Genomic DNA, 25,170 nt, shown 5'->3' with positions numbered 1-25,170 from the left:
AGGCGAAATCCTTAGAGGTATTTATAGATGTCATCAGGGGTAAGACCTCGTTGCAGCATCATTACCTGGGTCCAGTACATCAGCTGGCTCATTTCCTCCGCCAGCTCCTCGTCAGACTGATACTCGGCAGCGATCCACACTTCACCAGCTTCTTCGATGATTTTCTTGCCGATGAAATGGGCGCCCTTCTCTAACGCTTGCACTGTGCTTGAGTCAGGGCGCTTGGAGTCGGCAGTTTCAGTGAGCTGAGCAAAAAGTTGATCGAAGTCCTTCACGCACAACACCTTAGCGGAAACAGAAGAGCTTTGAGCGCGGTTTATGGCGCGGAATACCACCTTGCAACATCATGAAGTGTCGCAGACTGTAAATCGCTGAAGGTGATTCTTGTGGCCGGCTTCGGGACATAGTCGGCCAAGCCAAGCACCCGTGCACCTGCCCTAATCGCTGCTTGCATTCCCGCCTGAGAGTCTTCAACTGCGATACAGCGCGACGGCTCAGCACCAACCAACTGCGCTGCTTTCAGATACATATCCGGAGCTGGTTTTGGGTTGGATACCTCATCTCCAGTCACGGTTGCTTGAAAGTAATCGTTGCCGATGAAGTCAATGCAGGTTTGAGCGAGCGCGCGTTCTGTGTTCGTCGCAATGGCCATCGGAATGCCATGGTCCCGCAGTATGTCAAGGACGTGGCGTATTCCCGGGTTCAGCTCAATACCTTGCCCTAGGAGTTGCTGCATCCGTTCTTGCATCCACCGCTTCAGCCGCTCTGTATCTCCGGGCTGCAAGGAATACCCGGTCCAAGTAGTGATGATGCTCAACGCTGTGGGGAAACTGACGCCCTCCGCTTTTCGACGCTCCTCCGCAGAAAGCCTCTTGCCCAAAAACTCAGACAGCTCAAAGGTTGCTTGCGCCCAAAGCGGCTCGGTATTGATGAGCGTCCCATCCATATCCCACAGCACAGCTTGGGGAGCGCGAACCCTACTCACGATTGAACAGCTCCTGGACGACGGATGGATCCGCGCCAATCTGTGCCGAGACCTTCGCGAAAATTCCCTCGATGTCCGACATCTCCTCTGGCTCGAGCACGGCATATTGATGCTTAGCGTTGAACTCTTCAAGATTGGCAATGAGGCCCGTGTAGAGGTCGCTGATGGTGGCGTCGTCAACCGGCTGCGCGACGAGCGACGCAGTGTCGAGAAAAATCTCGAGGATTTCACGGAGCTCAGGTAATACGGCAGGGTCAAATGGGGCTTCCCAGAGTTCGAGGTCCTGCTCTTGCAAATATTCACCGGATGCAAACACCCTCAAATCCTCGATGAACTCGTCGACATCGGATTGGAATGTGGATCGGAGACTACTCATCGTTGCTGCCTACCTTTACACCGAGTAAGCCTTCGATAGCTTGTCGAAGTAACCCGTTGTAATCGCCTTTGGCGGCGTCGATAATTTGAATCGCAGTTGGTGTGTCGAGGTCGTCAGCAAGGGCCTGGCGCAAATCTTGAATTGTTTGCTCCACGCGAGACTGCTGATCTGTCTGAGAAAGAATTGTGTGCCACGACTTGAGTCGATGCTCTGCTTGATCGAGTGCCTCGTAGGAGAAATCGCGGTCTTGGCGATAGTGGCCGGAGAAGACGGCAAGGCGAATCGCAGACGCTGAGTGTCCCTCTTCTGTTAGCTTGTGCACAAAGACGAGATTGCCGAGAGATTTCGACATCTTCACTCCCTCAAGCGCGATCATTCCCGCGTGCACGTAGTGGTGTGCCATCCGTTGTTCTCCAGTCGCAGCCTCAGCATGCGCGGCAGAAAACTCGTGATGTGGAAACGCTAGGTCCGAGCCTCCGCCTTGGATTGCAAACGGTACGCCGAGACGGTTCGCAGCGATGGCAGAGCACTCGACGTGCCAACCTGGGCGGCCGGGGCCGAAGGGAGAATCCCACGCGGGCTCCCCTTCCCTGTGTCCACGCCACACCAGCGCATCGAGTGAGTCTCGTTTCCCCTCACGGTCAGGGTCTCCCCCGCGCTCGGCAAAGAAATGCTCCATCTGCTCGCGCGTCATGTTTGACTCGTATCCAAACTGTTTGGTTGCGGTGATATCAGCGTAAATATCACCGTGGTCTAGGCGGTACGCTGCGCCGACGTCGAGCAAGCGCTGCACCATCTCAATGACCTCATCGACGGTCTCCATCGCGCCAACATAGTCCTGAGGCGGGATGACGGAGAGCACTTCCATGTCGCTGCGGAAAAGGTTGATCTGTTCCGTTCCCAGCTCGCGCCAATCGACGCCGTCTCGCTCCGCGCGCTCGAACAATGGATCGTCGACATCGGTGATGTTCTGCACGTAATGAACGTCGTGGCCGTTAGCAAGGAGCTGACGATAGACGAGATCAAAGGAGAGGTACGTAGCTGCGTGTCCAAGGTGAGTGGAGTCGTATGGGGTGATGCCGCAGACGTACATCCCCACCTTCCCCGAGTGATGGGCAGCTGTGTTAACGGGCTTTACCACCCTATCTGCGGTGTCATACAGAGACAGCGGCACCGGAGTACCAGAGACAGCAGGGACAACAGGTTGTGGCCAAGAATGCATAGTGACCACCATACCGCGGCACGCTCATGATGCGCGGTTACCGGCGTTCAAAGGCAAGCATTGCCTACACCGGCTGCATAGCTCCGGTAGCCAGCAGCACCATCACGATGATGCCAAGAGGTATGCGGTACGCAGCAAACCAGGAGAATGAGTGGTGCGAAACAAACTTCAGCAGCCAAGCAATGGAAATATATCCCAAAACAAATGCGATAGCGCTTCCGACGAGCAACTGCAGACCTGTTGCTGCTTGCCCTGCTTGCGGGTCAAACGCATCCGGTAGTGAGAAGATGCCTGATGCGAGCACAGCCGGGATAGCTAAGAGGAACGAAAAACGAGTTGCTACTTCCCGCTCAAGGTTCAAAAAGAGACCGCCCGAAATAGTGCCGCCTGAACGCGAAACACCCGGAATGAGAGCTAAACACTGCCACAGGCCCATCACGATGGCATCTTTTACTGTCAGCTGCTCGAAGCTACGCTTTTTCGTCCCGCGCTTTTCCGCCAAGATGAACACGAACGAAAACAAAATGAGAACCGTTGCAGTAATCCAAAGGTTACGGAAGTTCTCACGGATCAAGTCTTTCAGAGCAAAGCCAAGCACCCCGACTGGAATAGTGCCAGCGATGACCATCCACCCCATCCGGTAATCGAACCCGCGCTTCGTCTTATCAAACAGTCCGACACACCATCCAGAGAGGAACCTCCAAATATCCTTCGCAAAGAAGACCAGCACAGCGAGTTCGGTGCCGAGCTGAATGACAGCGGTAAAACTCGCGCCAGCGTCCTCGCCCCACAAAAGCTCGGACACAATGCGGAGGTGGCCTGACGATGAGACTGGAAGGAACTCGGTTAAGCCTTGGACGACCGAGAGGACAATCACTTGAGCCCATGTCATTGACTCTGCTAACTGAGAGGCGGCAATCATGTTGGAAAACCTTACCCGTGCGGAGAAAAATCCCCACATGCGTACAGCATTGATAAGGTTGACCTCCGTGAGAACAAAACGAAAAGTCGCCTTAATGCTGCCCATTATGGCCGTAGCTTTGGCTGTTGCGGCGTGTACTCCTGATGTCGTTGACCCAAATGACGCCATAAGTATGGGTAGCGCTGAACCAGTTGCGTCACCCCCTTCGGCACATCCTGACGGCCAGTTGCTTCAATTTGGCACCATCGTCGATGTGGATCAAACGAACGACTTGATTGGTGTGCGCACCCCGGATGCGCTTTACGTTGGGACCAGCGCACAATTCGAAGAAAACCGAGTAGAAGAGTTCAAGTTGGAGGATGCTTGCGGTGAAGTCTCGGCAAACGCTGGTCAGTTTGCGGTAGGGTGCGGAGATTTCATTGCCATCATTAACAAAGAGGGGCTTCAAAAAGTTGCTACCGACCACCCGGTGACTGTGGCAACAGTCACCTCGGACGGCAGTGTTTTAGCCGGAAGCGACAGTGCGAAGTCAGTGTGGTTGTATAGCAACGGTGAGCTCAAAAAGGAGTTTTCTGTCGCGCGCGAAACTGACCAGCTGCAGGCTGTTCCGGTAGATGGTGGTGCCGATTCCGTTGTGCGCGTGAACACATTTGACACCACCATTCAGGACCTTGATTGGGGCACAGGACGTCAGGGGGCAACGTTGCGTGCTGGGCTTGGCGTCGGCAAGGTTGCTGCTGGAGAGCACGGTATGGTGCTCGCTGCGGACGCGACGGGTAACCAGCTACTCGTGTACACCACCAATGAAGTCATCCGTCTCCAGCAGAGTGTGCCGGTGCCCTCCGGAGCGTGGGACGTCGCGTGGGATAGCGCTAATAAGCTTGCGTGGGTGACTTCAACCGAAAGGAACCTGGCGACTGCCTATGACATTTCCCACGGCGTCCCCGTTGAACGTGCTCAGGTCAGTACAGTTCCAGATGCACAAAGTATTGCAGCGCTCTCTGACGGAACACTCATTATCGGATCTGCGTCAGGTAGTGGCCTGCAAATAGTTTCCACTGAAAGCATTGAGGCCAAATAGAAATGAATCAACGCAATTTGTACGACACGGTATATGGGCTCGCACTTCGGGGAATGTTTACAATTCCGCCTGAGCGCATCCACGACATCATCATGGGCGGACTGAAAACCCTACAACGCCTAACTCCCCTCACCCGAGCTATGACTCGTGTCGTACGTGTCGACGGCCCGCTTCTCGAGCAGACGTTGTTCGGCGTGCGTTTCCCCGCCCCGGTGGGTCTCGCTGCAGGATTCGATAAGAACGCGGAAGCTCCGGACACGTGGTCGGCGATCGGCTTCGGTTATGCGGAATTAGGAACTGTGACCCCGAAGGCGCAGCCCGGAAACGAACGTCCACGGCTCTATCGCTTGCCGAAGGACAAAGCGATCCTCAACCGAATGGGCTTCAACAACGATGGCGCGCTGAGCATTGCAGAGCGTCTCCGAGCCCGGAAGACTCCTGAGATCGTTGGAATCAACATCGGGAAAAATAAGCTCTCCGAGGACGCAGTTGGCGACTACCGAGCTACCGCGACTGTGCTCGGCCCTCTGGCGGACTACCTTGTGGTCAATGTTTCTTCCCCAAACACCCCTGGGCTTCGCAACCTTCAGTCAGTTGAATCGTTGAGGCCAATCCTTGACGTGGTTACTACGGCAACTACGACGCCTGTGCTGGTAAAAATTGCTCCTGATCTCAGCGACGAGGATATCGATGCAGTTGCAGATCTGGCCGTCGAATTGAACCTTGCCGGCATCGTGGCGACCAATACGACCATCTCCCGCGAAGGCCTTCGAACCGATGCTGCCGAAGTGGAAGCCATGGGGGCGGGTGGTATTTCCGGCGCGCCGCTCAACAGCCGCGCGCTGGAGGTTTTGCGGCGTCTCCATGCGCGAGTCGGCGACCAACTCGTACTGGTCAGTTCCGGTGGCATTTCGACACCAGAGCAGGCATGGGAGCGTATTACATCCGGCGCAAGCCTTCTCCAGGGGTATACGCCGTTTATTTACGGTGGTCCGGGGTGGATCTACCGAATTCACAAGGACTTACAGAAGCAGCTTAAAGCCCATGGACTTTCCAATATTACAGATGCTGTTGGCTCCGAACTCCCCTGGATCGCCTTGAACTCCGACTAGCTTGGTGGCCTACGTTTGGGCACTTGTACTGGCGATTTGCATCTTGAATCAACGTCACTCTATAGTAGTGCAAGTGCCCAGCCGAGAGGTTGAAAGCAAAACACCCAGCCCGGGTGGCGGAATGGCAGACGCGCTAGCTTGAGGTGCTAGTGTCCTATTAACGGACGTGGGGGTTCAAGTCCCCCTCCGGGCACAATGACCGGCTTCCTCCAGGAAGCCGGTTTTTTGTTTAGGCCGCACTTAAAGACGAAGGGCAAACGGATGCGCCAACAGTCACCACTACGCGTGATGGTCATTTTGGTACTTCTCGCAATTGCACTGTGGGTGTGGCGCTTCTTTGAAATACCTTCGCTGTCGACGTTTCGCGAGTGGGCTGATAGTACGGGAGCCTGGTTCCCAGTCGTTTTCTGGTTGCTCTACGTACTCATCACACAGTTCCCGATCCCCCGTACGTTGCTCACCATTTCCTCCGGTGTTCTGTTCGGTGGTTGGTTTGGGATTCTGCTCGCTATCACCGCAACGACGGCCTCAGCAGGTCTTTCGCTAACTGTTGTGCGGTTTCTTTTACGTGACTGGGTTGAGAGCAAAATTTCTCACCCCAAGCTTCACATGATTAATGAACGGTTGGAACAGCGCGGTTGGCTGGCTGTAATGAGCCTGCGACTCATCCCCGGTATCCCTTTCTCGGTCATGAACTACGCTTCAGCGCTAAGTAGAGTCCGGCTTTTGCCGTTCATGGGGGCAACGCTCATCGGCTCGGCTCCTAACACGATTCTCGTTGCATTGTTCGGAGACACGTTGAGCGGAGATGCAAACCCAGTACTTCTCGGCGCAGTGTTTGCACTATCGGTTCTTGGCGTGACAGGACTGATTATCGACGCGCGCCACCCGGCGAAGCCGCGTCGAATAGAAGAGTAAAGGCTCGAGCGTGTACTTTCTTGAAGCACGCTAGTATGTACGCATGATTGCTGTGCATGCACGTTACCGTGGTCGCGAAAAAGGTCGCGCCGCGTTCGTCGAGTCCTCGGCTCACGCGCTCTCGACGCTTCCGGGTGTTTCGCCGTTCGAAGTCATTGGCGTTGAGGATATCCGCACAACAGTGGATGGGCCGGAGACGGCACTTAACCTCATTATGGCGCTGCTGTCAGATGGTAATTGGGCTGTCGGCCTGGGAATCACGCGCAGGCGACGTGCAGAGTTTGCCGCCACTGAGGCTGTCGGCACACGTGCAGCGCAAGTGAAAGTTATCACGGATGCTCATGCGCCTGACACCGAGGCAGAAGACATCTCAGCGACGTTTGCCCTGCTGGCGCACATTCTGCATAAGCGAACGTTTGAAGGCCGCGAAGCCACATCGCTCGTGCGCTCTGGGCTCAACCAAAATGAAGCCGCAGCGCAACTAGGTATTTCTAAACAGGCAATGAGCCAGCGCCTGCAGGCCGCCGGGTGGCAGGCCGAGCAGGCTGGCTGGAAACTCGCGCTACACCTTATGCGTCGCGCGAGTCATTAGATTCAATTGCCCGGTGTTCGCCCTTTTGGGCAACTTGCGGCGTTTCGGTCGGGGTAGAGACTTCGTCGAATGCGCTTGTCGGATCCGGGTCGTCGACGTGCTTGTTCGCGACGGCACGCGCCTCTGCAAGTGCCCGAGCAAGTTCAGGATCAGTGGAGGTATCAAACCACTGGTCCGTGCTGTCGTCTTCGCCGGCCATAGCGCGCGTTTGTGAATCTGCACGCTGGGGTTCGTAGCGGAACACTCCGTCGCTGTCCTTGCCAGCAAACGCCTTGGCGAACTGCTCCAAAGAATCGCCAAAGCTGTTCGGAATCATCCACATCGTTGATGCTTCATTGGCCGCGATCTTAGGCAGCTTCTCCAGGTACTGGTACGCAAGCATCTCCGGCGTCACCTCTGAGGACTTGATCGCCGCGTTGACTTTCTGAATGGCTCGCGCTTCACCTTGCGACTCAAGATATTTCGCCGCACGCTCGCCTTCCGCGCGTAGAATCATCGCCTGGCGCTCAGCTTCAGCCGCGAGAATAGCGGCGTGCTTCTCGCCTTCAGCAGAGAGGATTCGCGCCTGCTTCTCACCTTCGGCAGTTTTGATGTCCGACTCGCGCTTACCTTCAGCGGTAAGAATCATGGCGCGCTTTTCGCGGTCGGCTTTCATCTGCATTTCCATCGATTGCTGAATCGATGGTGGCGGATCAATCGCTTTCAGCTCAACGCGGCTAATACGCAGTCCCCACTTGGCGGTAGCAGCGTCAAGCTCACCCCTCAGGCGCCTGTTAATAGTTTCTCTCGAGGTCAGCGTTTCCTCAAGTGTCATCCCGCCGACGACATCACGCAACGTCGCGACGGATATTTGCTCAACACCTACCAAATAATTATCGACGCCGTAAATAGCCTTTGCCGGATCGTTAATCTGAAACGTCACCACAATATCAATTGCGACGGTGAGGTTGTCCTGCGTAATTACTGCCTGCGGAGGAAACGAAACGACCCTCTCGCGCGTATCAACGCGCGCTCTAACACGATCAATAAACGGCACCAGTAGTGTTAGCCCACCGGAAACGGTCCGTGTATAGGACCCCAGACGTTCAATAACTGCTGACTCACCTTGCGGGATTAGCTTCACAGATGCGAGCAGCACCGCGATTACCAAGATGAGCAGCAGCCCCAGTATTACCAAGGCCATTATGGCGACTCCTTCCATACGACGGCGATTGGGCCGTCAATATCTGAAACGATGACTGTGGAACCAGACTTAATGGTGTGGCTTGGATCAATTGCTCTCGCGGACCAAAGCGATCCGTCCAGTTGAATCTGACCGCTGCTCGGCGTGATCTCCTCAACCACTTGTGCACTCGCGCCAATGAGTGATTGGCCAAGCTCCCCCACCGCAGATGGGCGGCGCAAGCGCCTGTGCAAGTAAGGCCGGAGGAGGAACCAGAAACCGGCCGAAGCAACTACAAACGCCCCGATTTCAACCCCCAAAGGCACCCCGGCAAGCGCAATAGCAGACGTAGTAAGCGCCCCTGCTGCAATCATGAGGAACGTGAACTCCCCTACGGCGAGTTCAGCAACTGCGAATGCTACGGCAATGCCTAGCCAAATAAGACTACCCACGGCTTCACTATACAAAAACGATTCGGTCAGCAGTCGGATTTCTTAAGCTGCGGATTGGTGACAAAATCCACGAGTCGCTCAACTGCGCCGATAAGGGTGGAATCAAGATCTCGGTATGTCTCGACAGCATCGTAGACACGCCGCCAGCCATCCTTCGGGCTGCCCCACCCGGCACGTTGGCAAACCCCTGTCTTCCAATCCTCTCCGTAAGGCACCTTTGGCCAGTTCTTCAACCCAAGTCGTTCCGGCTTTACGGCTTCCCAGATGTCGATGTATGGGTGGCCTGTGACAAGTACGTGTGGACCTACCCCCTCGACGAGGCGGGACTCTTTTGTGCCGTCGATGAGGTGGTCAGCAAGCACACCGATGCGTCGCCCCGGTCCCGGGTGGAACTCCTCCAGCCTGTCGCTCAAGTTGTCAAGCCCCTCAAGATACTCAACGACGACACCTTCGACTTTGAGGTCGTGCCCCCATACCTTCTGCACGATAGCGGCGTCGTGAATACCTTCCACCCAAATTCGGCTTGGCTGCGCAACTTTCGCTTTCGCGTTAGCTACTTTTCGTGAACCGGAGTTTGAGTGGGTGCTCGATTCCTGCTGCGGAGCGACATAGCGGTGTAAGGAGACTCGCTGTCCCTCTACTTCGAAGGCTCCGGGAAGCATCTTAAAAAGGCGTTGTTGTCCGTGCCTGTCCTCGAGACGAACGAAATCACCGTCGTACGTACGCTCAAAACCAACCACGGCTCCCACGAATTCGTCGCCCACAATCTCAACGATGATGCCTGGCTCTGCGGGGATGCTGGGATACTTGGGCTTCTTGTTGCGCGAATGCCCTTGGAAAATATCTCCGCTGTAACGATTATCCGGTGTCATAGTGGCACTAGTCTATCGGTTACCATCAGACGAATGAATCTTCGCGCGCATGTTTACTCGCCACTGCAAAACACTGCGGTGTGGATCGCAGCGTGGTTGTATCACGTGACGTCGACAGACGAAACGCTCGCAGCACTTGACGAGCTCGGTGGAGGCCACCATTATGGCACCGGTGGGGGCGTAGAATTGCTCACCGAAATTCGCAGGGTAGCTAATCTTGAGTCCCGCGAGCCGGTCGTGCGGCTAGTCCTAGGTGGAGCGGGCGACACTCCTGCGCTGTGGGCGCACACAGCAGCGGCGGAAGCAATGACGGATGCAGGAGCCTTGATCATCATCGGGGCAGAAGGGCTCTATCACATTCTCATTCCGAGCTTCGAAACAGACGGCGTGCACTGGCGGTGGTTCGAGGATTATCGACGCCCACCAGAACCAGACTGGCTATCTCCTGGTGAGGCCGACCAAATGCTGAGAAGCGCAACAGATCAAGCTGCGATGATGATTGAGGCCGTCGCCCAGCCCAACGAAACGCTGTCCTCACCCCGACTGACGGTCGGCCATATCACCGATTTCTATGACACCCCAGGATTGCCAATTGCCACCACGCCAAGGGCAGCTCAGATTTTTGCGCGCGCGGATAGAGTCTCGGCGATCGTCGAGACGGTGACAGATCGGCTGGGAGATCACTCTTTTGATCAGCACTTGCTCGTATTGGGAAGGAGCATCCGAAGAGCGCGAACAGCAGGCGTTGCGGAAGCCGTTCGCGATTTTCGGGCTACTCGGTAACGCGCGGACGAATCGGAGCGCAGCAACCAGTGTGGCAAGGAACACCATTTTCGGTGCAGCCCTGCACCGAAATCGTGGACAGCGTAGGAGGCGTCGTGCCGCGGCTAATGCATTCTGCAATGTCAACGATCATCGATGCGAACCGCGGCTCGAGACCGATAGTCGGGACCCTGGTGAATTCAACGCCGAGCTTGTCGCACTCAGCCTTCAATTCGGTATCGAGATCCCACACAACCTCCATATGGTCAGTCAAGAACCCGATCGGCACGCAAACGATGTGAGTGACTCCCTGTTGATGGAGCTCCTTGACGCGGTCGATAATATCGGGCTCTAGCCACGGAGTCTGCGGGTTGCCGGAACGCGATTGCCAAACGTTTTCGTAAGTCTCTACTCCTGCATGCTCGGCGACGAGGCGCGAAGCCTCAAGGACCTGTCGCGAGTAAAGATGTGCGTCCTCGTGGACGCCAGCGGCGGCATCTGCAGCTGTGGGAATTGAGTGCGCCGAGAAGAGGATCCGGGTCGTTCGCAAAGCCTTGTCATCAAGTGACTCCATTGCTTGCTTCAACGAATCGCCCATGAGCCGGACAAACGTTGGGTGCCCGTAGAACTGCCACAGTTTTGTGAAATGCAGCTCAGGGTGTGCCTGGTGCAACCGAGCAATATCCTCATCATACTGACGGCAAGCGGAGTAACCGCCCCAAGCGCTCGTAGCGAAAACGAGGATGTCCCGATGCCCAGCTTCTGAGATTTCGCGTGCGGTATCTTCTGCGAAAGGATGCCAATTCCGATTTCCGAAATAGACCGGAAGATTATGCCCCCGCCTACTCAGCTCGGCACGAAGCTGCTCGATGATTTCTAGATTTTGGCCATTAATTGGGCTCACTCCACCGAAGTGGAAATAGTGCTCACCAACTACTTTCAACCGCTCTTTCGGGATGCCCCTGCCGCGTGTGACATTTTCGAGGAATGGAATTACTTCGTCCTCCCCTTCTGGTCCACCGAAAGAGAGCACGAGCAACGCATCGAAGTTTTTGAATGCCATGGGGAATGATTCTAATGAACTAAAGCAGACGGACTGCATTCGCTGACATACCAGACCAACGAACTGGAGCAATCTGAACATTCTGGCCAGCTTGGGGAGCCTCGATCATCATGCCGTCGCCGAGGTAAATTGCCACGTGCTGACTGCCGCCAGGGCCCCAGAACAAGAGATCGCCACGTTGTGCTTCACTCGGCGCAACTGGAGTTCCTCGCTGGTACTGGTAGCCCGTGTAGTGCGGCAGCGAAATTCCTACGCCAGCAAAGGCGTAGAGTACAAGCCCAGAGCAATCGAATCCAGACATGCTCCCGCCATTCACACCCACGGTTGGACCATTCGCGTCACCACCGCCCCAAACATACGGCGTACCGATCATCGCTTCGGCACGGGCGATTACTGTCTCTACAGACGAGGAATTTGCCGACGGTGCTAAGGCAGACCGAACTTCATTCGTAATCGACTCGAAAGTGCCAACTGCAGGAACGACCTGCGACAGATCGGAAGTAGCAGAGTCAGGCTGACCAGCGGAGGAATCAGCAGCCAGAACACTATTTAGCCCCTGTGCGAAAGCAGCAATGACGTCACTTGTGCTCGAGCCTCCATAGGGGTTCGCTGTTTCGCTGTGATCAGGCTGAGAGGAACCAACGAGGGCTTCAGAAGCGACGATGGTTGCCGCTTGGGTCAGCAAGTCAGTGACATCGCTCCCCTCGGAGTACTCGAGCCGCGGCGTATCTGCCTGGTTGGAGACCTCCACATATCCACCTGTACGCTGCGCCGTATTCACGGCTTGTACTAGTGCTTGTTCATTTGGAACCTCAGCTCCGGGGGCAATTTCGTTCATTCGTTCTTCGACGGCGTCAAGAAGCTCAGGCGAAACCTCATACGTTTCAGCTGGAGTCTCCTGAACCTCAGCTGACTGCGGCGCAGGGCTATTTGAGATGCCACGTTCCTGCGCGACGTCGCTCTCGATGCTGTTCAACTCCGCAGATGCAGCCTCGCGCTGCTCAATGACATCGTCTAGTTGTGAAGACAGAGAGGCAAGCTCATCACGCGTAGCGGATTCTGCGGCCGCAGCTTCGTCCGCAGCCTGCTGCGCAACTTCACTGGCCTGGCGCTGCAGAGATTCATCGTTCGCAGCCTCGAGGCGTGCTTGCTCAACTTCGGCGAGCTTTTGCTGTTTTTCCTCGCTTCGTTGACGGAGAAAGAGTGAACGGTCAAGTACATCCTTTTGCGATTGCTCTCCACCGAGTGCCTGAATCGGGCTTCCACCAGCGGAGTTGCGATACTGCGACCGAGTCACTGCGGATAGCTCAGCACGAGCTTTCTCAACTGCCGCCTGCGATTCCTCCAGACGACGCTTCGCCTCCTCAGCACCGCGGCGTGCCTGCTCAGAACGAGACTGAGCATCATGGAGGTCTACAAAAGCACGATTTGCCGCTTCCCGTAGTTGACCAATTTTCAGGTCTAGTTCGGCGATCTCAGCTTGCGATGCTGAAAGCTTGGCTACTAGAGCAGACGCAGTTGACTGCGCTGCGGGAGCAGCAACAGCAGGGCCCACAGGAGAGCTCAATGAAAAAGCCAACGCGAAACTGGTTGAACAAGCAAGGGTGCTGGACCAAACCTGGCGAGCACGCGTTCGCGTGCTCTTCGACGGGGTAACCACGAAGGTGCTCCTCACGCCGCACCCAACATCAACTCATGCAAAGTCTCACGCCGGACAAGCAAGCGAGTGACTAGCTCGCTGTCAGGCAAACCCGACCTGTGAAGACTCCGCGTGCTGAGACGAGTACGGCTCTGTTAAATCGACTACTGAAAACAGCCTCACGGTTGTGTACGACGCAAACATAGACGTGGTTTGACTGGACCACACGTGTCAAAAGTCAGTGCAACTTCCTTGACTAGAGGAAAGCTCTGACACGTTTGCAACACACCTCAGCTCATGAGGCAACAAACAAACCATACGACACTTAACTGATTTGTTACACAAACTTTATCTTCAGTAACAGAAGTTAAGGATTTTCACTTGACGACGAGAGCTCTAACCTTGGATTATGTAGGCACCAAAGTGGCAGTGTGATTATTGTCACTTAAAAGTCGCTAATCGAAACGTCAAGGCTCTACGCCTGACGCCAATTCTGGATAGCGGTGGCTCCACACGTGACGATGAGGACTACTGCAACCGCAATCAATACCGAAATCCAATCAAGCTGCCTAGAGGATGCCTCTTGCAGAAACTGCGCCACCCCATCTTCGTAGCTTGAGGCCCGTACAGAGGCGAGCTGGCCAGCCTCGATTGAGGACCGTGGAAACTTTTCTGATGTAGCAATGGCGACATCGGGCGTTCGGATATAGATAGTTTCGATTCCGGTGGCAAGATTGAGGTCTTGCGCCAGATCTCTTAACTCAGGAAGGCGGGGAGGCGTCGAGTCGAGAAAAACGAGCCCCACATTAAGGCCAGAATGATCATGCGCGCTCGACAAGGTGGAAGATAGTGACTGTTCCAGGCTGCCGGTGCCTTCATTGGCAGTCTCGAATGCGATACCGTCAATATTGAGCTGATCTACAAGGCTATCGAATCGTGGGTCTGGATTTTGGTATTGCATGTCGCGGCTACATTCCTCTGTGGTCGATGGGCCCCTCATTCTATCCTGTATGGCGATAATCACCTTGTACTCCCCCGTACAGTTCGCCTTAACTGCGGAGATTGTTGGGTTGTGCCCCAAATGGGGGGTTTAGCTCCATTTTTTCTCAAATCTTCCCTGTTGGACAACAAACATTACATCCGTACTGTTATCATTGCTACGCATAGGCGGTTAATCGCATATCTTTGAGGTTGACCGTTTGGACCTTGTTCCAATTTATCTGGTTTACGACGAGAAACGGAGCTTACTGTGACCGAAAGCAAGAACTCCTTTAACGCCAAGAAGTCGCTTCAGGTCGGCGAGAAGTCTTATGACTACTTCGCACTTGATGCGGTTGAAGGCATGGAGAAACTTCCATACTCCCTCAAGGTTCTTGGTGAAAACCTCCTCCGCACTGAGGATGGCAAGAACGTGACCAAGAAACACATCGAGGCTATTGCGAACTGGGATCCAGATGCCGAGCCATCTGTAGAAATTCAGTTCACCCCTGCCCGCGTCCTTATGCAGGACTTTACCGGTGTTCCTTGTGTCGTGGACCTGGCCACCATGCGTGAGGCAGTTTCCACACTCGGCGGTGATCCTGATCAGGTCAACCCGCTGAACCCAGCCGAGATGGTCATCGACCACTCTGTGATCATCGAGGCGTTCGGTTCCACCAACGCTCTCGACAAGAACGTCGCAATCGAGTACCAACGCAACGAGGAGCGCTACCAGTTCCTGCGTTGGGGTGCTGAGAACTTCTCGAACTTCCGCGTTGTGCCACCGGGGACCGGTATCGTTCACCAGGTCAACATTGAGTACCTCTCCCGTGTTGTATTCGATAACGATGGCGTTGCATACCCAGACACCTGTATTGGTACCGACTCCCACACCACCATGGAAAATGGCCTTGGCATCCTGGGCTGGGGCGTTGGCGGTATTGAGGCTGAGGCTGCAATGCTTGGCCAGCCAGTTTCGATGTTGATCCCACGCGTTGTCGGATTCAAGCTCACCGGTGAGATTCCTGCCGGCGTCACCGCTACCGATGTTGTGTTGACGATTACCGAGATGCTGCGCGAGCATGGCGTGGTTCAGAAGTTCGTCGAGTTCTACGGCAATGGTGTAAAGCAGATCCCGCTTGCAAACCGTGCGACGATCGGCAACATGTCGCCTGAGTTCGGCTCCACCTGTGCGATCTTCCCAATCGATGAAGAGACCATCAACTATCTGCACCTCACCGGTCGTTCCCAGGAGGACATCGACCGTGTGGAGGCATACGCGAAGGCTCAGGGCATGTGGCTTGAGCAGGACGCTCCAGAGGCGAAGTACTCCGAATACTTGGAGCTTGATCTCTCAACGGTCGTTCCGTCTATCGCTGGCCCGAAGCGTCCGCAGGACCGCATCCTCCTGTCCGAATCCAAGGACACCTTCCGTAAGCAGCTGCCGGACTACAACGATGCTGGCAACGAGACCTTTGAGCCAGTTCGTGCGGCGAAGGTTGAGACAGTTGACTTCAATCAGTCCTGGCCTGCAAATGGAGAATCTGCAGCGGTCGGCGCAGAGGGTCGTGCTTCGAAGCCCGTTATCGTTGAGTCGCCGCAGGGTGGCGAGTACACCCTGGATCACGGCATGGTTGCGATTGCAGCTATTACTTCCTGCACCAACACTTCCAACCCATCGGTCATGGTTGGCGCTGCTCTGCTCGCACGCAAGGCTGCGGAAAAGGGTCTGAAGGCGAAGCCATGGGTTAAGACAATCATGGCACCGGGTTCCCAGGTTGTCGACGGCTACTACGAACGCGCCGATCTCTGGAAGGACCTCGAGGCTGTTGGCTTCTACCTCACCGGCTTCGGCTGTGCATCCTGCATCGGTAACTCTGGTCCTCTGCCAACAGAGGTCTCCGACGCTATCAACGAATACGACCTGACCGCGACCGCAGTCCTGTCTGGTAACCGTAACTTCGAGGGCCGCATTTCTCCTGACGTCAAGATGAACTACTTGGCTTCGCCTCTGCTCGTCATCGCCTACTCCATCGCTGGCACGATGGACTTCGATTTCGAGACCCAGCCACTCGGCCAGGACCAGGATGGCAACGACGTCTTCCTGAAGGATGTATGGCCATCAACTGAGGAGATTGAATCCACCATTGCTGGCACAATCTCCCGTGAGATGTACGAGGCTGACTACGCCGACGTCTTCAAAGGTGACAAGCAGTGGCAGGATCTGGATATCCCAACCGGCAAGACATTCGAGTGGAACGACGATTCCACGTACATCCGCAAGGCCCCGTACTTTGATGGAATGCCAGCTGAGCCAAACGACGTTTCGGACATCGATGGTGCTCGCGTCCTTGCCAAGTTGGGTGACTCTGTAACGACGGACCACATCTCCCCTGCTTCGTCCATCAAGCCAGGTACGCCGGCAGCAAACTACCTCGATGCAAACGGCGTCAAGCGCCAGGACTACAACTCCTTCGGCTCACGTCGTGGTAACCACGAGGTCATGGTTCGCGGTACCTTTGCCAACATCCGTCTCCGCAACGAGCTTGTTGAAGACGCTGGTGGCTACACTCGCGACTTCACCCAGGAAGGTGCACCGCAGGCATTCATCTACGATGCTGCACAGAACTACCAGGCCGCTGGTATTCCGCTTGTCGTCCTGGCAGGCAAGGAATACGGCACTGGTTCTTCCCGCGACTGGGCCGCAAAGGGCACGAAGCTGCTCGGCGTCCGCGCTGTCATCGCTGAGTCCTTCGAGCGTATTCACCGTTCGAACCTCATCGGCATGGGCGTGCTTCCACTGCAGTTCCCAGAAGGAAAGTCTCACGCATCGCTCGGGCTCGACGGCACAGAGACGATCTCCATTAGCGGCATCACAGCGTTCAATGAGAACGGAACGATCCCTGAGACCGTCCGTGTATCCGCAACGAAGGATTCCGGCGAGACCGTAGAATTCGACGCTGTAGTCCGCGTAGATACACCAGGTGAGGCTGAATACTACCGTCACGGCGGTATTTTGCAGTACGTTCTTCGCCAGATGGTCAAGAACTAACACCGTAGTTACGTAACACGCTTGAGGGGTCTCCGCGGTATGTGGTGACCCCTTAAGTCTTTCTTTTTCTCCAATGCAATTATTAAGTAGCTCGAAAGGTTGGGCGCCTGACTATGCCGATCATTAGTGATGCAGAGCTCGCGCGGCGTCGCAAAGAAATCTTGGATGCGTCGAGAGCATGCTTCGCCAAGTATGGGTTTGAAGGAGCTACCGTAGCTCGTTTGGAAAAGGCCACTGGCAAAACGCGTGGTGCTATTTTTCATCACTTCGTAGACAAGGAAACGTTGTTTCTCGCCATCGCCAGCGAGGACGCTGAACGCCAAGCTGAGGTAGTTAGCCGACAGGGGCTCGTAGAAGTTATGCACGACCTCTTGCAACATCCGGAAGAAAATGACTGGTTCGTGACGCGTTCTGAGATTGTTCGAAAGCTCCGCACGGATCCTGCATTTGAGGCTCGGTGGAGGAAGCACCAGGAAGTACTTGATGAGGCCGTGCGGAAAAGGCTGGAATCGAATACGGCGATGCGGCAAGATGTGCCAATTGAAGTAATGCAGACCTATCTAGAGACAGTTCTGGAAGGATTCATAATCAAATTGGCCGCAGGTGAGCCACCAGAGCAGCTGGAAGCAATGCTAGACGTTGTCGAGCAGTCTGTTCGATCTTCGGTTTCTAGCTAGCTACCGGGCGATATAGACTGTTCGTCATGTCTAAGTTGCTTATGGTGTCGCTGCGAAATGGTGAGATCGGTGCTGACGTTGCTCACGCCGAGTACAACGACGTACTCAAAGCGACGAAGATGGATCAGACAGCTATAGAGCTCTGTCATATCTCTGACGAGCACGCCCAGCTGAAGTCACTGGATTCAGTTGAAGGCGTGATCGTTGGAGGTTGTTCTTTAAACGTTTCAGATGCACATACCTCAGCGTGGGCGCAGCATGTAGATGCTGTGCTCACTGAGGTTGTGGAATCTGGAAAACCCGTGTTCTTCGTTTGTTTCGGAACGAGCTGGCTGGTGCACTACCTCGGAGGAAACATCGTTCACACGCATCCAGAGGACTCTGGCCCGACACAGGTTTCGCTTTCAGACGCCGGTAAACGTGACGTACTGCTTCAGGGGTTCCCAGGGAACTTCACAGCGCTGACCGGACATACCGAGAATCCTGACGAGTCCACCCTCCCGCCCTCACTTGAGATATTGGCAGTTGGGAATAGTTGTCCGGTTCAGATGATTCGGTACGGTGATCATGTTTGGGCGACGCAATTTCATGCGGAGATGGATGCCAAAGCAATGCAGACTCGTATGGACTTCTTCGCTAACTATGGGTACTTCTCTCCGGAAGACTACGACAAGATCGTAAAGGGGCTGCCTCTTCACGATGTTTCGTGGGCAAACAGAGTTTTACAATCATTTACGCAATACTGCGTGGGTTGAGTAGAAACAACTTGTTTCTGGTAGCTAGAATTCCTACTTATGCATGCAATCATCACAACCACAGGTAAAGACCGTGTAGGCATCATCGCAGGAGTTGCGATCGCCGCGGCTGAGGTAAACCTCAATATCGTAGATGTTTCCCAAACTCTCATGGATGACTTCTTCACCATGATCATGCGTGTGGAACTTCCCGAAGGCGATGTAAACATGGAATCACTGCAAACTCACCTTTCAGCAGCTGGTGAATCTTTGGGGGTCATTGTTCGGATCCAGTCCGAGGACCTTTTCACCGCCATGAACGAAATCTAGGGAGGGGTTGCTGTGGCTGTTGATTTTGATTTCAAGTCCCAACACATTCTTGACGTCATCAAGATGATTGAGGACTACCGGCTGGACATTCGTACTGTAACAATGGGAATCTCACTCATCGGTTGTACACGTCCCACTATGGATGCAACGTGCCAGGCGGTCTACGACAGAGTGACGACGAAGGCAGCCCGTCTGGTAGAAGTTTGCCAGGACATTGAACGCGAGCTCGGTATTCCCATTGTGAACAAGCGAGTCTCCGTTTCTCCCATTGCTTTGGTCGCAGCTGGGGTGGACGGCAATCCGGTCGACATTGCAAAAGCGCTTGACAAAGCGGCGGGTGAGCTGGGAGTCAACTTCGTAGGTGGTTACTCGGCGCTCGTTGAAAAGGGGGCAACCACCTCTGATATGCGTCTCATCGAGTCCATTCCGGAGGCATTGACCGTCACGGAGAACGTGTGTGGCTCGGTGAACATCGCTACTTCCCGTGCTGGTATCAACATGGATGCTGTCGCGAAGATGGGGCGCGTCGTGAAAGAGGCAGCGGAGCTGACCAAAGACCGTTCTTCGATTGCGTGCGCAAAGCTTGTTGTGTTCGCAAATGCTGTGGGTGATAACCCATTTATGGCCGGAGCGTTCCATGGCATTGAGGAGCCTGACGCGGTTGTTTCAGTTGGTGTATCAGGCCCTGGTGTCGTCGACAATGCGATCCAGCGGCTCGGAAAAGCCAGCTTGAACGAGGTAGCTGAAGAGATCAAGAAGGCTGCGTTCAAGATCACCCGCGCAGGCCAGCTGGTTGGCAACCTTGCTTCAGAACGTCTCGGAGTGCCATTTGGCATCGTCGATCTCTCCTTGGCACCGACCGCTGAGGTTGGTGACTCCGTTGCGCATATCCTCGAACACATGGGGCTAGAGCAGGTTGGCACGCACGGCACGACGGCTGCGCTCGCGCTTCTTAACGACGCCGTCAAAAAAGGCGGCATGATGGCCTGCTCCCGTGTCGGAGGGCTTTCTGGATCCTTTATTCCGGTTTCGGAAGATAAGGGCATGATCGACGCGGTCCGCGCTGGCTCCATCAGTATGGACAAGCTCGAAGCGATGACGTCGATCTGCTCTGTCGGGTTTGACATGATCGCCATCCCCGGCAACACCTCGGCGGAAACGATCGCGGGGATGATCGCTGATGAGGCTGCAATCGGCGTCATGAACCATAAGACCACCGCAGCGCGCCTCATCCCCGTACCGGGCACCAAGCCGGGCGACGAGGTAAACTTCGGTGGCCTCCTCGGCTACGCCCCTGTAATCGAGGTAGGTACAAAACAAAATACGGAGTTTATTCAGCGCGGTGGCTTCATCCCTGCGCCGGTCCACGGGTTCCGGAATTAAACACCCCAGCGGTGGGGCTTACTTCCTCCCGAAGAGGAAGTAAGCAATCCATCCAAACATATTCACGCCGCCCACGGCAGGGCCCCATACCCACTTCGAGCCGCGGATTTTCCGGTTATCAGTCCTGGCCAAATGAACTAGCGCCGTAATTTTGCCCAGTAAATCGATGGAGGCGAGCGATGCAATGAGCCTGCGCTCCTGCGCGGACATGCCGCTCCAGCTATTACGTACGTCAAGTAACAGTGTTTCGAATCGTGTCGTATTCACGACCTCCACGTTACACTGAGTCGACTACGCCAATTCGACGATCTCCATATACTCGTCGCTCCACAGGTCTTCATCGCCTTCAGGCATGATGATCACTCGCTCTGGCTCGAGTGCTTCGACAGCTCCAGGGTCGTGCGTGACGAGAACGACAGCGCCGGTATAGGTTTTCAGCGCATCCAATACTTGCTGTCGGGACTGCGGATCCAAGTTGTTTGTCGGCTCGTCAAGAAGAAGGACATTTGCGCGCGAGGAAACGAGCGTTGCCAGCGCTAACCTCGTTTTCTCACCACCAGACAGTGTTCCAGCTGGCTGGTCTAGCTTGTCTCCCGAGAACATGAACGCCCCGAGTAGACCGCGTAGATCCTGCTGCCCTGCATCTGGGCAGGCTTCGATCGTGTTCTCCCAGACTGTTTTGTTACCGTCGATCGTGTCGTGCTCCTGGGCGAAGTACCCGATCTTGAGGCCATGCCCTGACACGATTCCGCCTTCCCCATCCGTGCGTTCAACGCCAGCAAGTAACTTGAGCAGCGTCGTCTTGCCTGCACCATTGGTGCCAAGCACTACAACTCGGGATCCTTTATCAACAGCTAGATCGACGCCAGCGAACACTTCGAGGGAGCCATACATTTTGGTAAGGCCCTTGCCAAACAAGGGTGTCTTGCCGCATGGTGCTGGCTTCGGAAAGGAAATAGACGCTACTTTATCCGCTACACGAATGTCATCAAGCTCACCCATCATGCGCTCAGCGCGAGCAAGCATCTGTTTAGCAGCTGCAGCCTTCGTCGCCTTCGCTCCGAGTTTGGCCGCTTGTTTTTGCAGTGCGGAAGCTTTCTTTTCCGCATTAGCGCGTTCACGGCGGCGTCGTGCTTCATCGAGTGCCCTGGCATCCTGGTACTTCTTGAAGCCCATGTTGTAGACATCAGCCTCAGCGCGCACTGCATCAAGGAACCAAATCTTATTGCATACTGCCTCAAGCAACTCAACATCGTGCGAAATCATGATCAAGCCACCATCGTGCTTGCTCAAGAACGAACGCAGCCATGTAATAGAGTCCGCGTCGAGGTGGTTAGTGGGCTCGTCGAGAAGCAGTGTGGTTTGGGACTTTCCAGAACCCGCCCGAGAGGCGAAAAGGATCTGTGCCAACTCCACGCGACGGCGTTGACCACCGCTGAGGGTACTGAGCTGTTGGTCGAGCACTCGTGCTGGAAGCCCGAGGTTGTCACATATCTGCGCAGCCTCTGCGTTCGCCTCGTAACCGCCTAGCGCGTGGTACTGCTCTTCGAGCCGGGAAAACTTCTCGATTGCTTTATCACGGGTCGCACCATCTGACTCTTCCATGATGGAACGCTGCCGATCCATCGAGCGTTGGATCTGATCAAGGCCTCGCGCCGAAAGAACGCGATCTCGGGCACTCTGCTCGATATTGCCTTCTTTGGAGTCTTGTGGCAGGTATCCGATCTCGCCAGTACGAGTAACCGTGCCCGCGTAGGGTTCTGTTTCTCCTGCGAGGATTCGCATCGTAGTGGTCTTCCCGGCACCATTTCGGCCGACGAGACCGATTCTGTCACCAGGTTGAACACGGAGATGCTGCCCAGGCGCTTCGAGAAGCGTCCGGGCTCCTACACGGACTTCGAGATCATTAGTAACAATCACAAAGGGTTACTCTACAAGGCCGCGTGAGTAGACGAAAACGTGGTCTAAACAGCGAAACCTAGTGCACGCAACTGCTCGCGCCCTTCTTCCGTAATCATCTGCGGTCCCCATGGTGGCATCCACACCCAATTGATGACGACTTCATCACACACAGTATTCGTCGTGATAGCGTGATCAGCTTGTTCTTCGATGACATCGGTAAGCGGGCAAGCCGGCGAAGTCAACGTCATGTTGACGACTGCTCGGTGGACATTATCGTTAGTTTCTACCCACACGTCATAGACAAGTCCAAGGTCAACAACATTGATACCCAACTCGGGGTCAATGACGTCGTGTAGGTACTCCTCTACTTCACCACAGATTTTGAGCTGTTCCTCGGTCTGTGCTGGCCGCTCGTCGCCATCGCCAAGGTTCGAAGTGTGATCGTTGTCCACCATATTTTCGCCTTTCTATTTGTCTAACGCCTCGGACGTGGCGGCTTCAAATGCTTTCCAGCCCAACAACGCACACTTGACGCGAGCTGGGAACTTAGAAACACCTGCGAACGCAATGCCATCGCCGATGGCTTCCGGATCCCCTTCTTTGGTCCCGCGAGAGGTGATCATTTCCTCAAACGAGTGCAACTTTTCCATCGCATCCGCAACAGGTAGCCCCACCAGTTCTTCTGTCATCACACTGGTTGAGGCTTGGGAGATCGAGCAACCTTGAGCATCGTAAGAGACGTCTTCAACCGTCTTTCCGTCGGCAGACAGGTGCACACGCAGCGTCAGCTCATCACCGCAAGATGGGTTGACGTGGTGCACCTCCGCTTCGTACGGTTCGCGCAGCCCCTTATGCCGTGGGTTCTTGTAATGGTCCAAGATTACTTCTTGGTACATAGACTCTAGGTTCATCGTCTAGGAATCCTCCTCGACTCCGAAGAAGCGGCGCGCTTCGCGAATGGCTTCAACCAAGGCGTCTACTTCCTCTTTGGTGTTGTACAGGTAGAAACTAGCGCGAGAGGTTGCCTGCACCTCGAGTTCTCTGTGAGCAGGCCACGCACAGTGGTGGCCGGTGCGGATAGCAACACCGTGAGCATCAAGCACCTGTCCTAAATCATGCGGATGCACGCCATCGACGGTAAAAGCGATCGCACCGCCGCGCTGTTCAGCCACCGCAGGACCAGCGATAACTAATCCTGGAATCTCTTGCATTCGTTCCAGGGCATACTCCGTCAACATATGCTCGTGGCGTTGGACATTTTCCATTCCGATGGATTCCAAGAACTCGACGGCAGCACCAAGGCCAACGACCTGGCTTGTCATCTGCGTGCCAGCTTCGAACCGTTGGGGCGTCGGCGCATACGTCGAAGAGTCCATCTTGACGATCTCGATCATGGATCCACCTGTCAAAAATGGTGGAAGTTCCCTGAAGATCGACTTTCTCGCGTATACGGCGCCCACACCAGAAGGTCCACACATCTTATGCCCTGAGAACGCTGCAAAGTCGACGCCAAGCTCGTGAAAGTTAACAGGCATATGCGGAACAGATTGGCACGCATCAAGGACCGTGAGTGCTCCTACTGCGCGAGCACGCCTCACGATTTCATCGACGTCCGCTACTGCACCAGTTACGTTTGATTGGTGCGTGAACGCAACAACTTTTACAGTATCGTCGAGTTCCAAGCTGTCAAGGTCGATGCGTCCATTAGCAGTCATCGAGTACCACTTGAGCGTTGCTCCAGTGCGGCGGGCCAGTTCTTGCCAAGGCACGAGGTTCGCGTGGTGCTCCAGTTCAGTGACAACAATCGTGTCTCCGCGTTTGATCTGGTGCTTACCGGCACGATCATCACCAAGAACATATGCGACGAGGTTCAGAGCCTCAGTAGCGTTCTTCGTGAATGCAATCTCCTCCCCGTCAGCACCAACAAAGTTAGCGATACGCTCACGGGCAGTTTCATAAGCGTCTGTCGCCTCCTCAGCCAGTTGGTAGGAGCCACGATGGACTGGTGCAAATGTGTTCAGGACGAATTCTTGCTCAGCGTTCCACACAGACTGCGGACGCTGGGACGTAGCCCCGGAGTCCAAATAGACGAGGGGCTTCCCATCGCGCACGGTCCGACTCAGGATCGGGAACTCTGCGCGAATCGCGTCTGTGTTCAGTGTTCCATCGGAATGTAAGTATCCCATTAGATGAACTTTTCGTATCCCTCTGCCTCGAGAACATCAGCCAACGAGGCGTCGCCAGTCTGGATGACCTTGCCATCCGAGAAGATGTGAATGAAGTCAGGCTTCACATACTCCAGGATCCGCTTGTAGTGGGTGATCATTAGGACACCGCCGTTGGTTTCTTCCTGGTAGCGGTTGATCCCCTCGGATACGATTCGCAGCGCATCGACGTCAAGGCCGGAGTCCGTTTCGTCCATCACAGCAAACTTCGGCTTGAGCAACGACAACTGCATGACCTCATGTCGCTTCTTCTCACCGCCAGAAAAGCCTTCGTTGACCGAACGCTCAGTGAAAGAAGAGTCCATCTTCAACAAGTCGCGAGCATCATTGAGTTCACGAACCCAATCGCGAAGCTTCGGCGCTTCCCCACGAACAGCAGTCACAGCAGAGCGCATAAAGTTCGAAGAAGAGACGCCCGGCACCTCAACTGGGTACTGCATTGCCAGGAAGAGTCCGGCGCGAGCGCGTTCGTCGATATCCATCTCGAGGATGTTCTCACCATCGAGGAGTACTTCGCCTTCAGTAACTTCGTAGCGTGGATGACCAGCGAGCGTGTAGGCAAGCGTGGACTTACCGGAACCATTCGGCCCCATGATGGCGTGAGTCTCTCCGCCCTTAATAGTGAGGTTTACGCCCTTGAGAATCGGCGTTGGCTCTTGACCTTCCTCGGTCGGCAGGACGTTTGCGTGGAGGTTCTTGATTTCCAGGGTAGACATTGTTTTACTGATTCC

General features: G+C 55.0%; 27 protein-coding genes and 1 tRNA gene. 11 read left to right on the top strand and 17 right to left on the bottom strand.

Going from position 1 to position 25,170, the window contains the following annotated elements; all coding sequences use genetic code 11:
• Positions 1–11: 11 nt before the first annotated feature.
• From QP752_RS05055 to QP752_RS05035, 5 genes are all read right to left on the bottom strand, one after another.
• Positions 12–275 carry a phosphoribosyl-ATP diphosphatase gene (locus QP752_RS05055; RefSeq protein WP_070362457.1) on the bottom strand — a complete coding sequence of 88 codons (264 nt, stop codon included), beginning with the start codon at positions 273–275 and terminating at the stop codon, positions 12–14.
• Positions 276–316: 41 nt separating this feature from the next.
• Positions 317–985, bottom strand: a complete 669-nt coding sequence (locus tag QP752_RS05050) for an HAD family phosphatase (protein WP_246814877.1) — start codon at positions 983–985, stop codon at positions 317–319.
• Positions 978–1,361 (bottom strand): hypothetical protein, encoded by a 384-nt coding sequence (locus QP752_RS05045; protein WP_070477117.1) that lies wholly within the window; start codon positions 1,359–1,361, stop codon positions 978–980. Before QP752_RS05045 ends, QP752_RS05050 begins: the two co-directional genes overlap by 8 nt.
• Positions 1,354–2,583, bottom strand: a complete 1,230-nt coding sequence (mshC, locus tag QP752_RS05040) for a cysteine--1-D-myo-inosityl 2-amino-2-deoxy-alpha-D-glucopyranoside ligase (RefSeq protein ID WP_256020411.1) — start codon at positions 2,581–2,583, stop codon at positions 1,354–1,356. The genes QP752_RS05045 and mshC overlap by 8 nt, the downstream gene beginning before the upstream one ends.
• A 64-nt stretch (positions 2,584–2,647) precedes the next feature.
• Complete coding sequence (locus QP752_RS05035; RefSeq protein WP_284804711.1) at positions 2,648–3,505, bottom strand: undecaprenyl-diphosphate phosphatase; 858 nt, start codon at positions 3,503–3,505, stop codon at positions 2,648–2,650.
• Here QP752_RS05035 and QP752_RS05030 point away from each other — a divergent pair.
• From QP752_RS05030 to QP752_RS05010, 5 genes are all read left to right on the top strand, one after another.
• Complete coding sequence (locus QP752_RS05030) at positions 3,504–4,586, top strand: YncE family protein (protein ID WP_284804710.1); 1,083 nt, start codon at positions 3,504–3,506, stop codon at positions 4,584–4,586. The genes QP752_RS05035 and QP752_RS05030 overlap by 2 nt on opposite strands.
• Before the next feature lie 2 nt (positions 4,587–4,588).
• A complete protein-coding gene (locus tag QP752_RS05025; RefSeq protein ID WP_256041740.1) occupies positions 4,589–5,698 on the top strand; it encodes a quinone-dependent dihydroorotate dehydrogenase in 1,110 nt (369 codons plus the stop codon).
• Between the two features lie 107 nt (positions 5,699–5,805).
• Positions 5,806–5,891 (top strand) — tRNA-Leu (locus QP752_RS05020).
• Positions 5,892–5,959: 68 nt separating this feature from the next.
• The gene (locus tag QP752_RS05015) at positions 5,960–6,616 is read left to right on the top strand and encodes a TVP38/TMEM64 family protein (RefSeq protein ID WP_070363517.1); all 657 of its coding nucleotides are present in this window, start codon (positions 5,960–5,962) and stop codon (positions 6,614–6,616) included.
• A 43-nt stretch (positions 6,617–6,659) separates the two neighbouring features.
• The gene (locus QP752_RS05010; protein ID WP_070362453.1) at positions 6,660–7,208 is read left to right on the top strand and encodes a MarR family transcriptional regulator; all 549 of its coding nucleotides are present in this window, start codon (positions 6,660–6,662) and stop codon (positions 7,206–7,208) included.
• On the opposite strand, the gene QP752_RS05005 is transcribed toward QP752_RS05010, so the two are convergent.
• Genes QP752_RS05005 through QP752_RS04995 form a run of 3 tightly spaced genes read right to left on the bottom strand, consistent with a single transcriptional unit; the run spans position 7,186 to position 9,694 of the window.
• Positions 7,186–8,391 carry an SPFH domain-containing protein gene (locus tag QP752_RS05005; RefSeq protein ID WP_176754853.1) on the bottom strand — a complete coding sequence of 402 codons (1,206 nt, stop codon included), beginning with the start codon at positions 8,389–8,391 and terminating at the stop codon, positions 7,186–7,188. The genes QP752_RS05010 and QP752_RS05005 overlap by 23 nt on opposite strands.
• Positions 8,391–8,822, bottom strand: a complete 432-nt coding sequence (locus QP752_RS05000; RefSeq protein WP_070977209.1) for an NfeD family protein — start codon at positions 8,820–8,822, stop codon at positions 8,391–8,393. The genes QP752_RS05005 and QP752_RS05000 overlap by 1 nt, the downstream gene beginning before the upstream one ends.
• A 26-nt stretch (positions 8,823–8,848) precedes the next feature.
• Positions 8,849–9,694, bottom strand: a complete 846-nt coding sequence (locus QP752_RS04995) for a DUF3097 domain-containing protein (RefSeq protein WP_256000195.1) — start codon at positions 9,692–9,694, stop codon at positions 8,849–8,851.
• Between the two features lie 33 nt (positions 9,695–9,727).
• On the opposite strand from QP752_RS04995, the gene QP752_RS04990 reads away from it, so the two are divergent.
• The gene (locus QP752_RS04990) at positions 9,728–10,477 is read left to right on the top strand and encodes a hypothetical protein (RefSeq protein ID WP_070362450.1); all 750 of its coding nucleotides are present in this window, start codon (positions 9,728–9,730) and stop codon (positions 10,475–10,477) included.
• Here QP752_RS04990 and QP752_RS04985 read toward each other — a convergent pair.
• The 3 genes from QP752_RS04985 to QP752_RS04975 all read right to left on the bottom strand — a co-directional run bounded on the left by QP752_RS04985 (position 10,467) and on the right by QP752_RS04975 (position 14,119).
• A complete protein-coding gene (locus QP752_RS04985) occupies positions 10,467–11,519 on the bottom strand; it encodes a ferrochelatase (RefSeq protein WP_284804704.1) in 1,053 nt (350 codons plus the stop codon). The genes QP752_RS04990 and QP752_RS04985 overlap by 11 nt on opposite strands.
• Before the next feature lie 19 nt (positions 11,520–11,538).
• Positions 11,539–13,086, bottom strand: coding sequence for an NlpC/P60 family protein (locus tag QP752_RS04980; protein WP_070977206.1), 1,548 nt, complete (start codon positions 13,084–13,086; stop codon positions 11,539–11,541).
• A gap of 547 nt (positions 13,087–13,633) precedes the next feature.
• Complete coding sequence (locus QP752_RS04975; RefSeq protein ID WP_256000198.1) at positions 13,634–14,119, bottom strand: DUF6676 family protein; 486 nt, start codon at positions 14,117–14,119, stop codon at positions 13,634–13,636.
• Positions 14,120–14,407: 288 nt separating this feature from the next.
• Between QP752_RS04975 and acnA the strand changes: the two genes are divergently transcribed.
• The 5 genes from acnA to QP752_RS04950 all read left to right on the top strand — a co-directional run bounded on the left by acnA (position 14,408) and on the right by QP752_RS04950 (position 20,312).
• Complete coding sequence (acnA, locus tag QP752_RS04970) at positions 14,408–17,188, top strand: aconitate hydratase AcnA (protein ID WP_256008161.1); 2,781 nt, start codon at positions 14,408–14,410, stop codon at positions 17,186–17,188.
• Between the two features lie 113 nt (positions 17,189–17,301).
• On the top strand, positions 17,302–17,865 hold the full coding sequence (locus QP752_RS04965) for a TetR/AcrR family transcriptional regulator (RefSeq protein ID WP_070362446.1): 564 nt from the start codon (positions 17,302–17,304) through the stop codon (positions 17,863–17,865).
• Between the two features lie 26 nt (positions 17,866–17,891).
• Positions 17,892–18,620: a glutamine amidotransferase gene (locus QP752_RS04960; RefSeq protein ID WP_284804700.1), complete on the top strand. Its 729-nt coding sequence runs from the start codon at positions 17,892–17,894 to the stop codon at positions 18,618–18,620.
• A 39-nt stretch (positions 18,621–18,659) separates the two neighbouring features.
• Positions 18,660–18,929, top strand: coding sequence for an ACT domain-containing protein (locus QP752_RS04955; RefSeq protein ID WP_070362444.1), 270 nt, complete (start codon positions 18,660–18,662; stop codon positions 18,927–18,929).
• Between the two features lie 12 nt (positions 18,930–18,941).
• Positions 18,942–20,312, top strand: coding sequence for a PFL family protein (locus tag QP752_RS04950; RefSeq protein ID WP_083329548.1), 1,371 nt, complete (start codon positions 18,942–18,944; stop codon positions 20,310–20,312).
• An 18-nt stretch (positions 20,313–20,330) separates the two neighbouring features.
• Here the strand turns inward: QP752_RS04950 and QP752_RS04945 are convergent, their stop codons facing one another.
• Genes QP752_RS04945 through sufC form a run of 6 tightly spaced genes read right to left on the bottom strand, consistent with a single transcriptional unit; the run spans position 20,331 to position 25,155 of the window.
• The gene (locus tag QP752_RS04945) at positions 20,331–20,579 is read right to left on the bottom strand and encodes a PLD nuclease N-terminal domain-containing protein (protein ID WP_143000871.1); all 249 of its coding nucleotides are present in this window, start codon (positions 20,577–20,579) and stop codon (positions 20,331–20,333) included.
• Between the two features lie 24 nt (positions 20,580–20,603).
• A complete protein-coding gene (locus tag QP752_RS04940; RefSeq protein WP_070362442.1) occupies positions 20,604–22,232 on the bottom strand; it encodes an ABC-F family ATP-binding cassette domain-containing protein in 1,629 nt (542 codons plus the stop codon).
• A 44-nt stretch (positions 22,233–22,276) separates the two neighbouring features.
• Positions 22,277–22,669, bottom strand: a complete 393-nt coding sequence (locus QP752_RS04935; RefSeq protein ID WP_070362441.1) for a metal-sulfur cluster assembly factor — start codon at positions 22,667–22,669, stop codon at positions 22,277–22,279.
• Positions 22,670–22,681: 12 nt separating this feature from the next.
• Complete coding sequence (sufU, locus tag QP752_RS04930; protein ID WP_070362440.1) at positions 22,682–23,125, bottom strand: Fe-S cluster assembly sulfur transfer protein SufU; 444 nt, start codon at positions 23,123–23,125, stop codon at positions 22,682–22,684.
• Positions 23,126–23,128: 3 nt separating this feature from the next.
• A complete protein-coding gene (locus QP752_RS04925; protein WP_284804696.1) occupies positions 23,129–24,400 on the bottom strand; it encodes a cysteine desulfurase in 1,272 nt (423 codons plus the stop codon).
• Positions 24,400–25,155 carry a Fe-S cluster assembly ATPase SufC gene (sufC, locus tag QP752_RS04920; protein ID WP_070362438.1) on the bottom strand — a complete coding sequence of 252 codons (756 nt, stop codon included), beginning with the start codon at positions 25,153–25,155 and terminating at the stop codon, positions 24,400–24,402. Before sufC ends, QP752_RS04925 begins: the two co-directional genes overlap by 1 nt.
• Positions 25,156–25,170: the final 15 nt, after the last annotated feature.

Source organism: Corynebacterium sp. UMB10321 (genome assembly GCF_030228725.1).
GTDB lineage: Bacteria > Actinomycetota > Actinomycetes > Mycobacteriales > Mycobacteriaceae > Corynebacterium > Corynebacterium pseudogenitalium.
The sequence above is the reverse complement of the archived record's forward strand: the minus strand, read 5'-3'. Positions and strand labels throughout refer to the sequence as shown.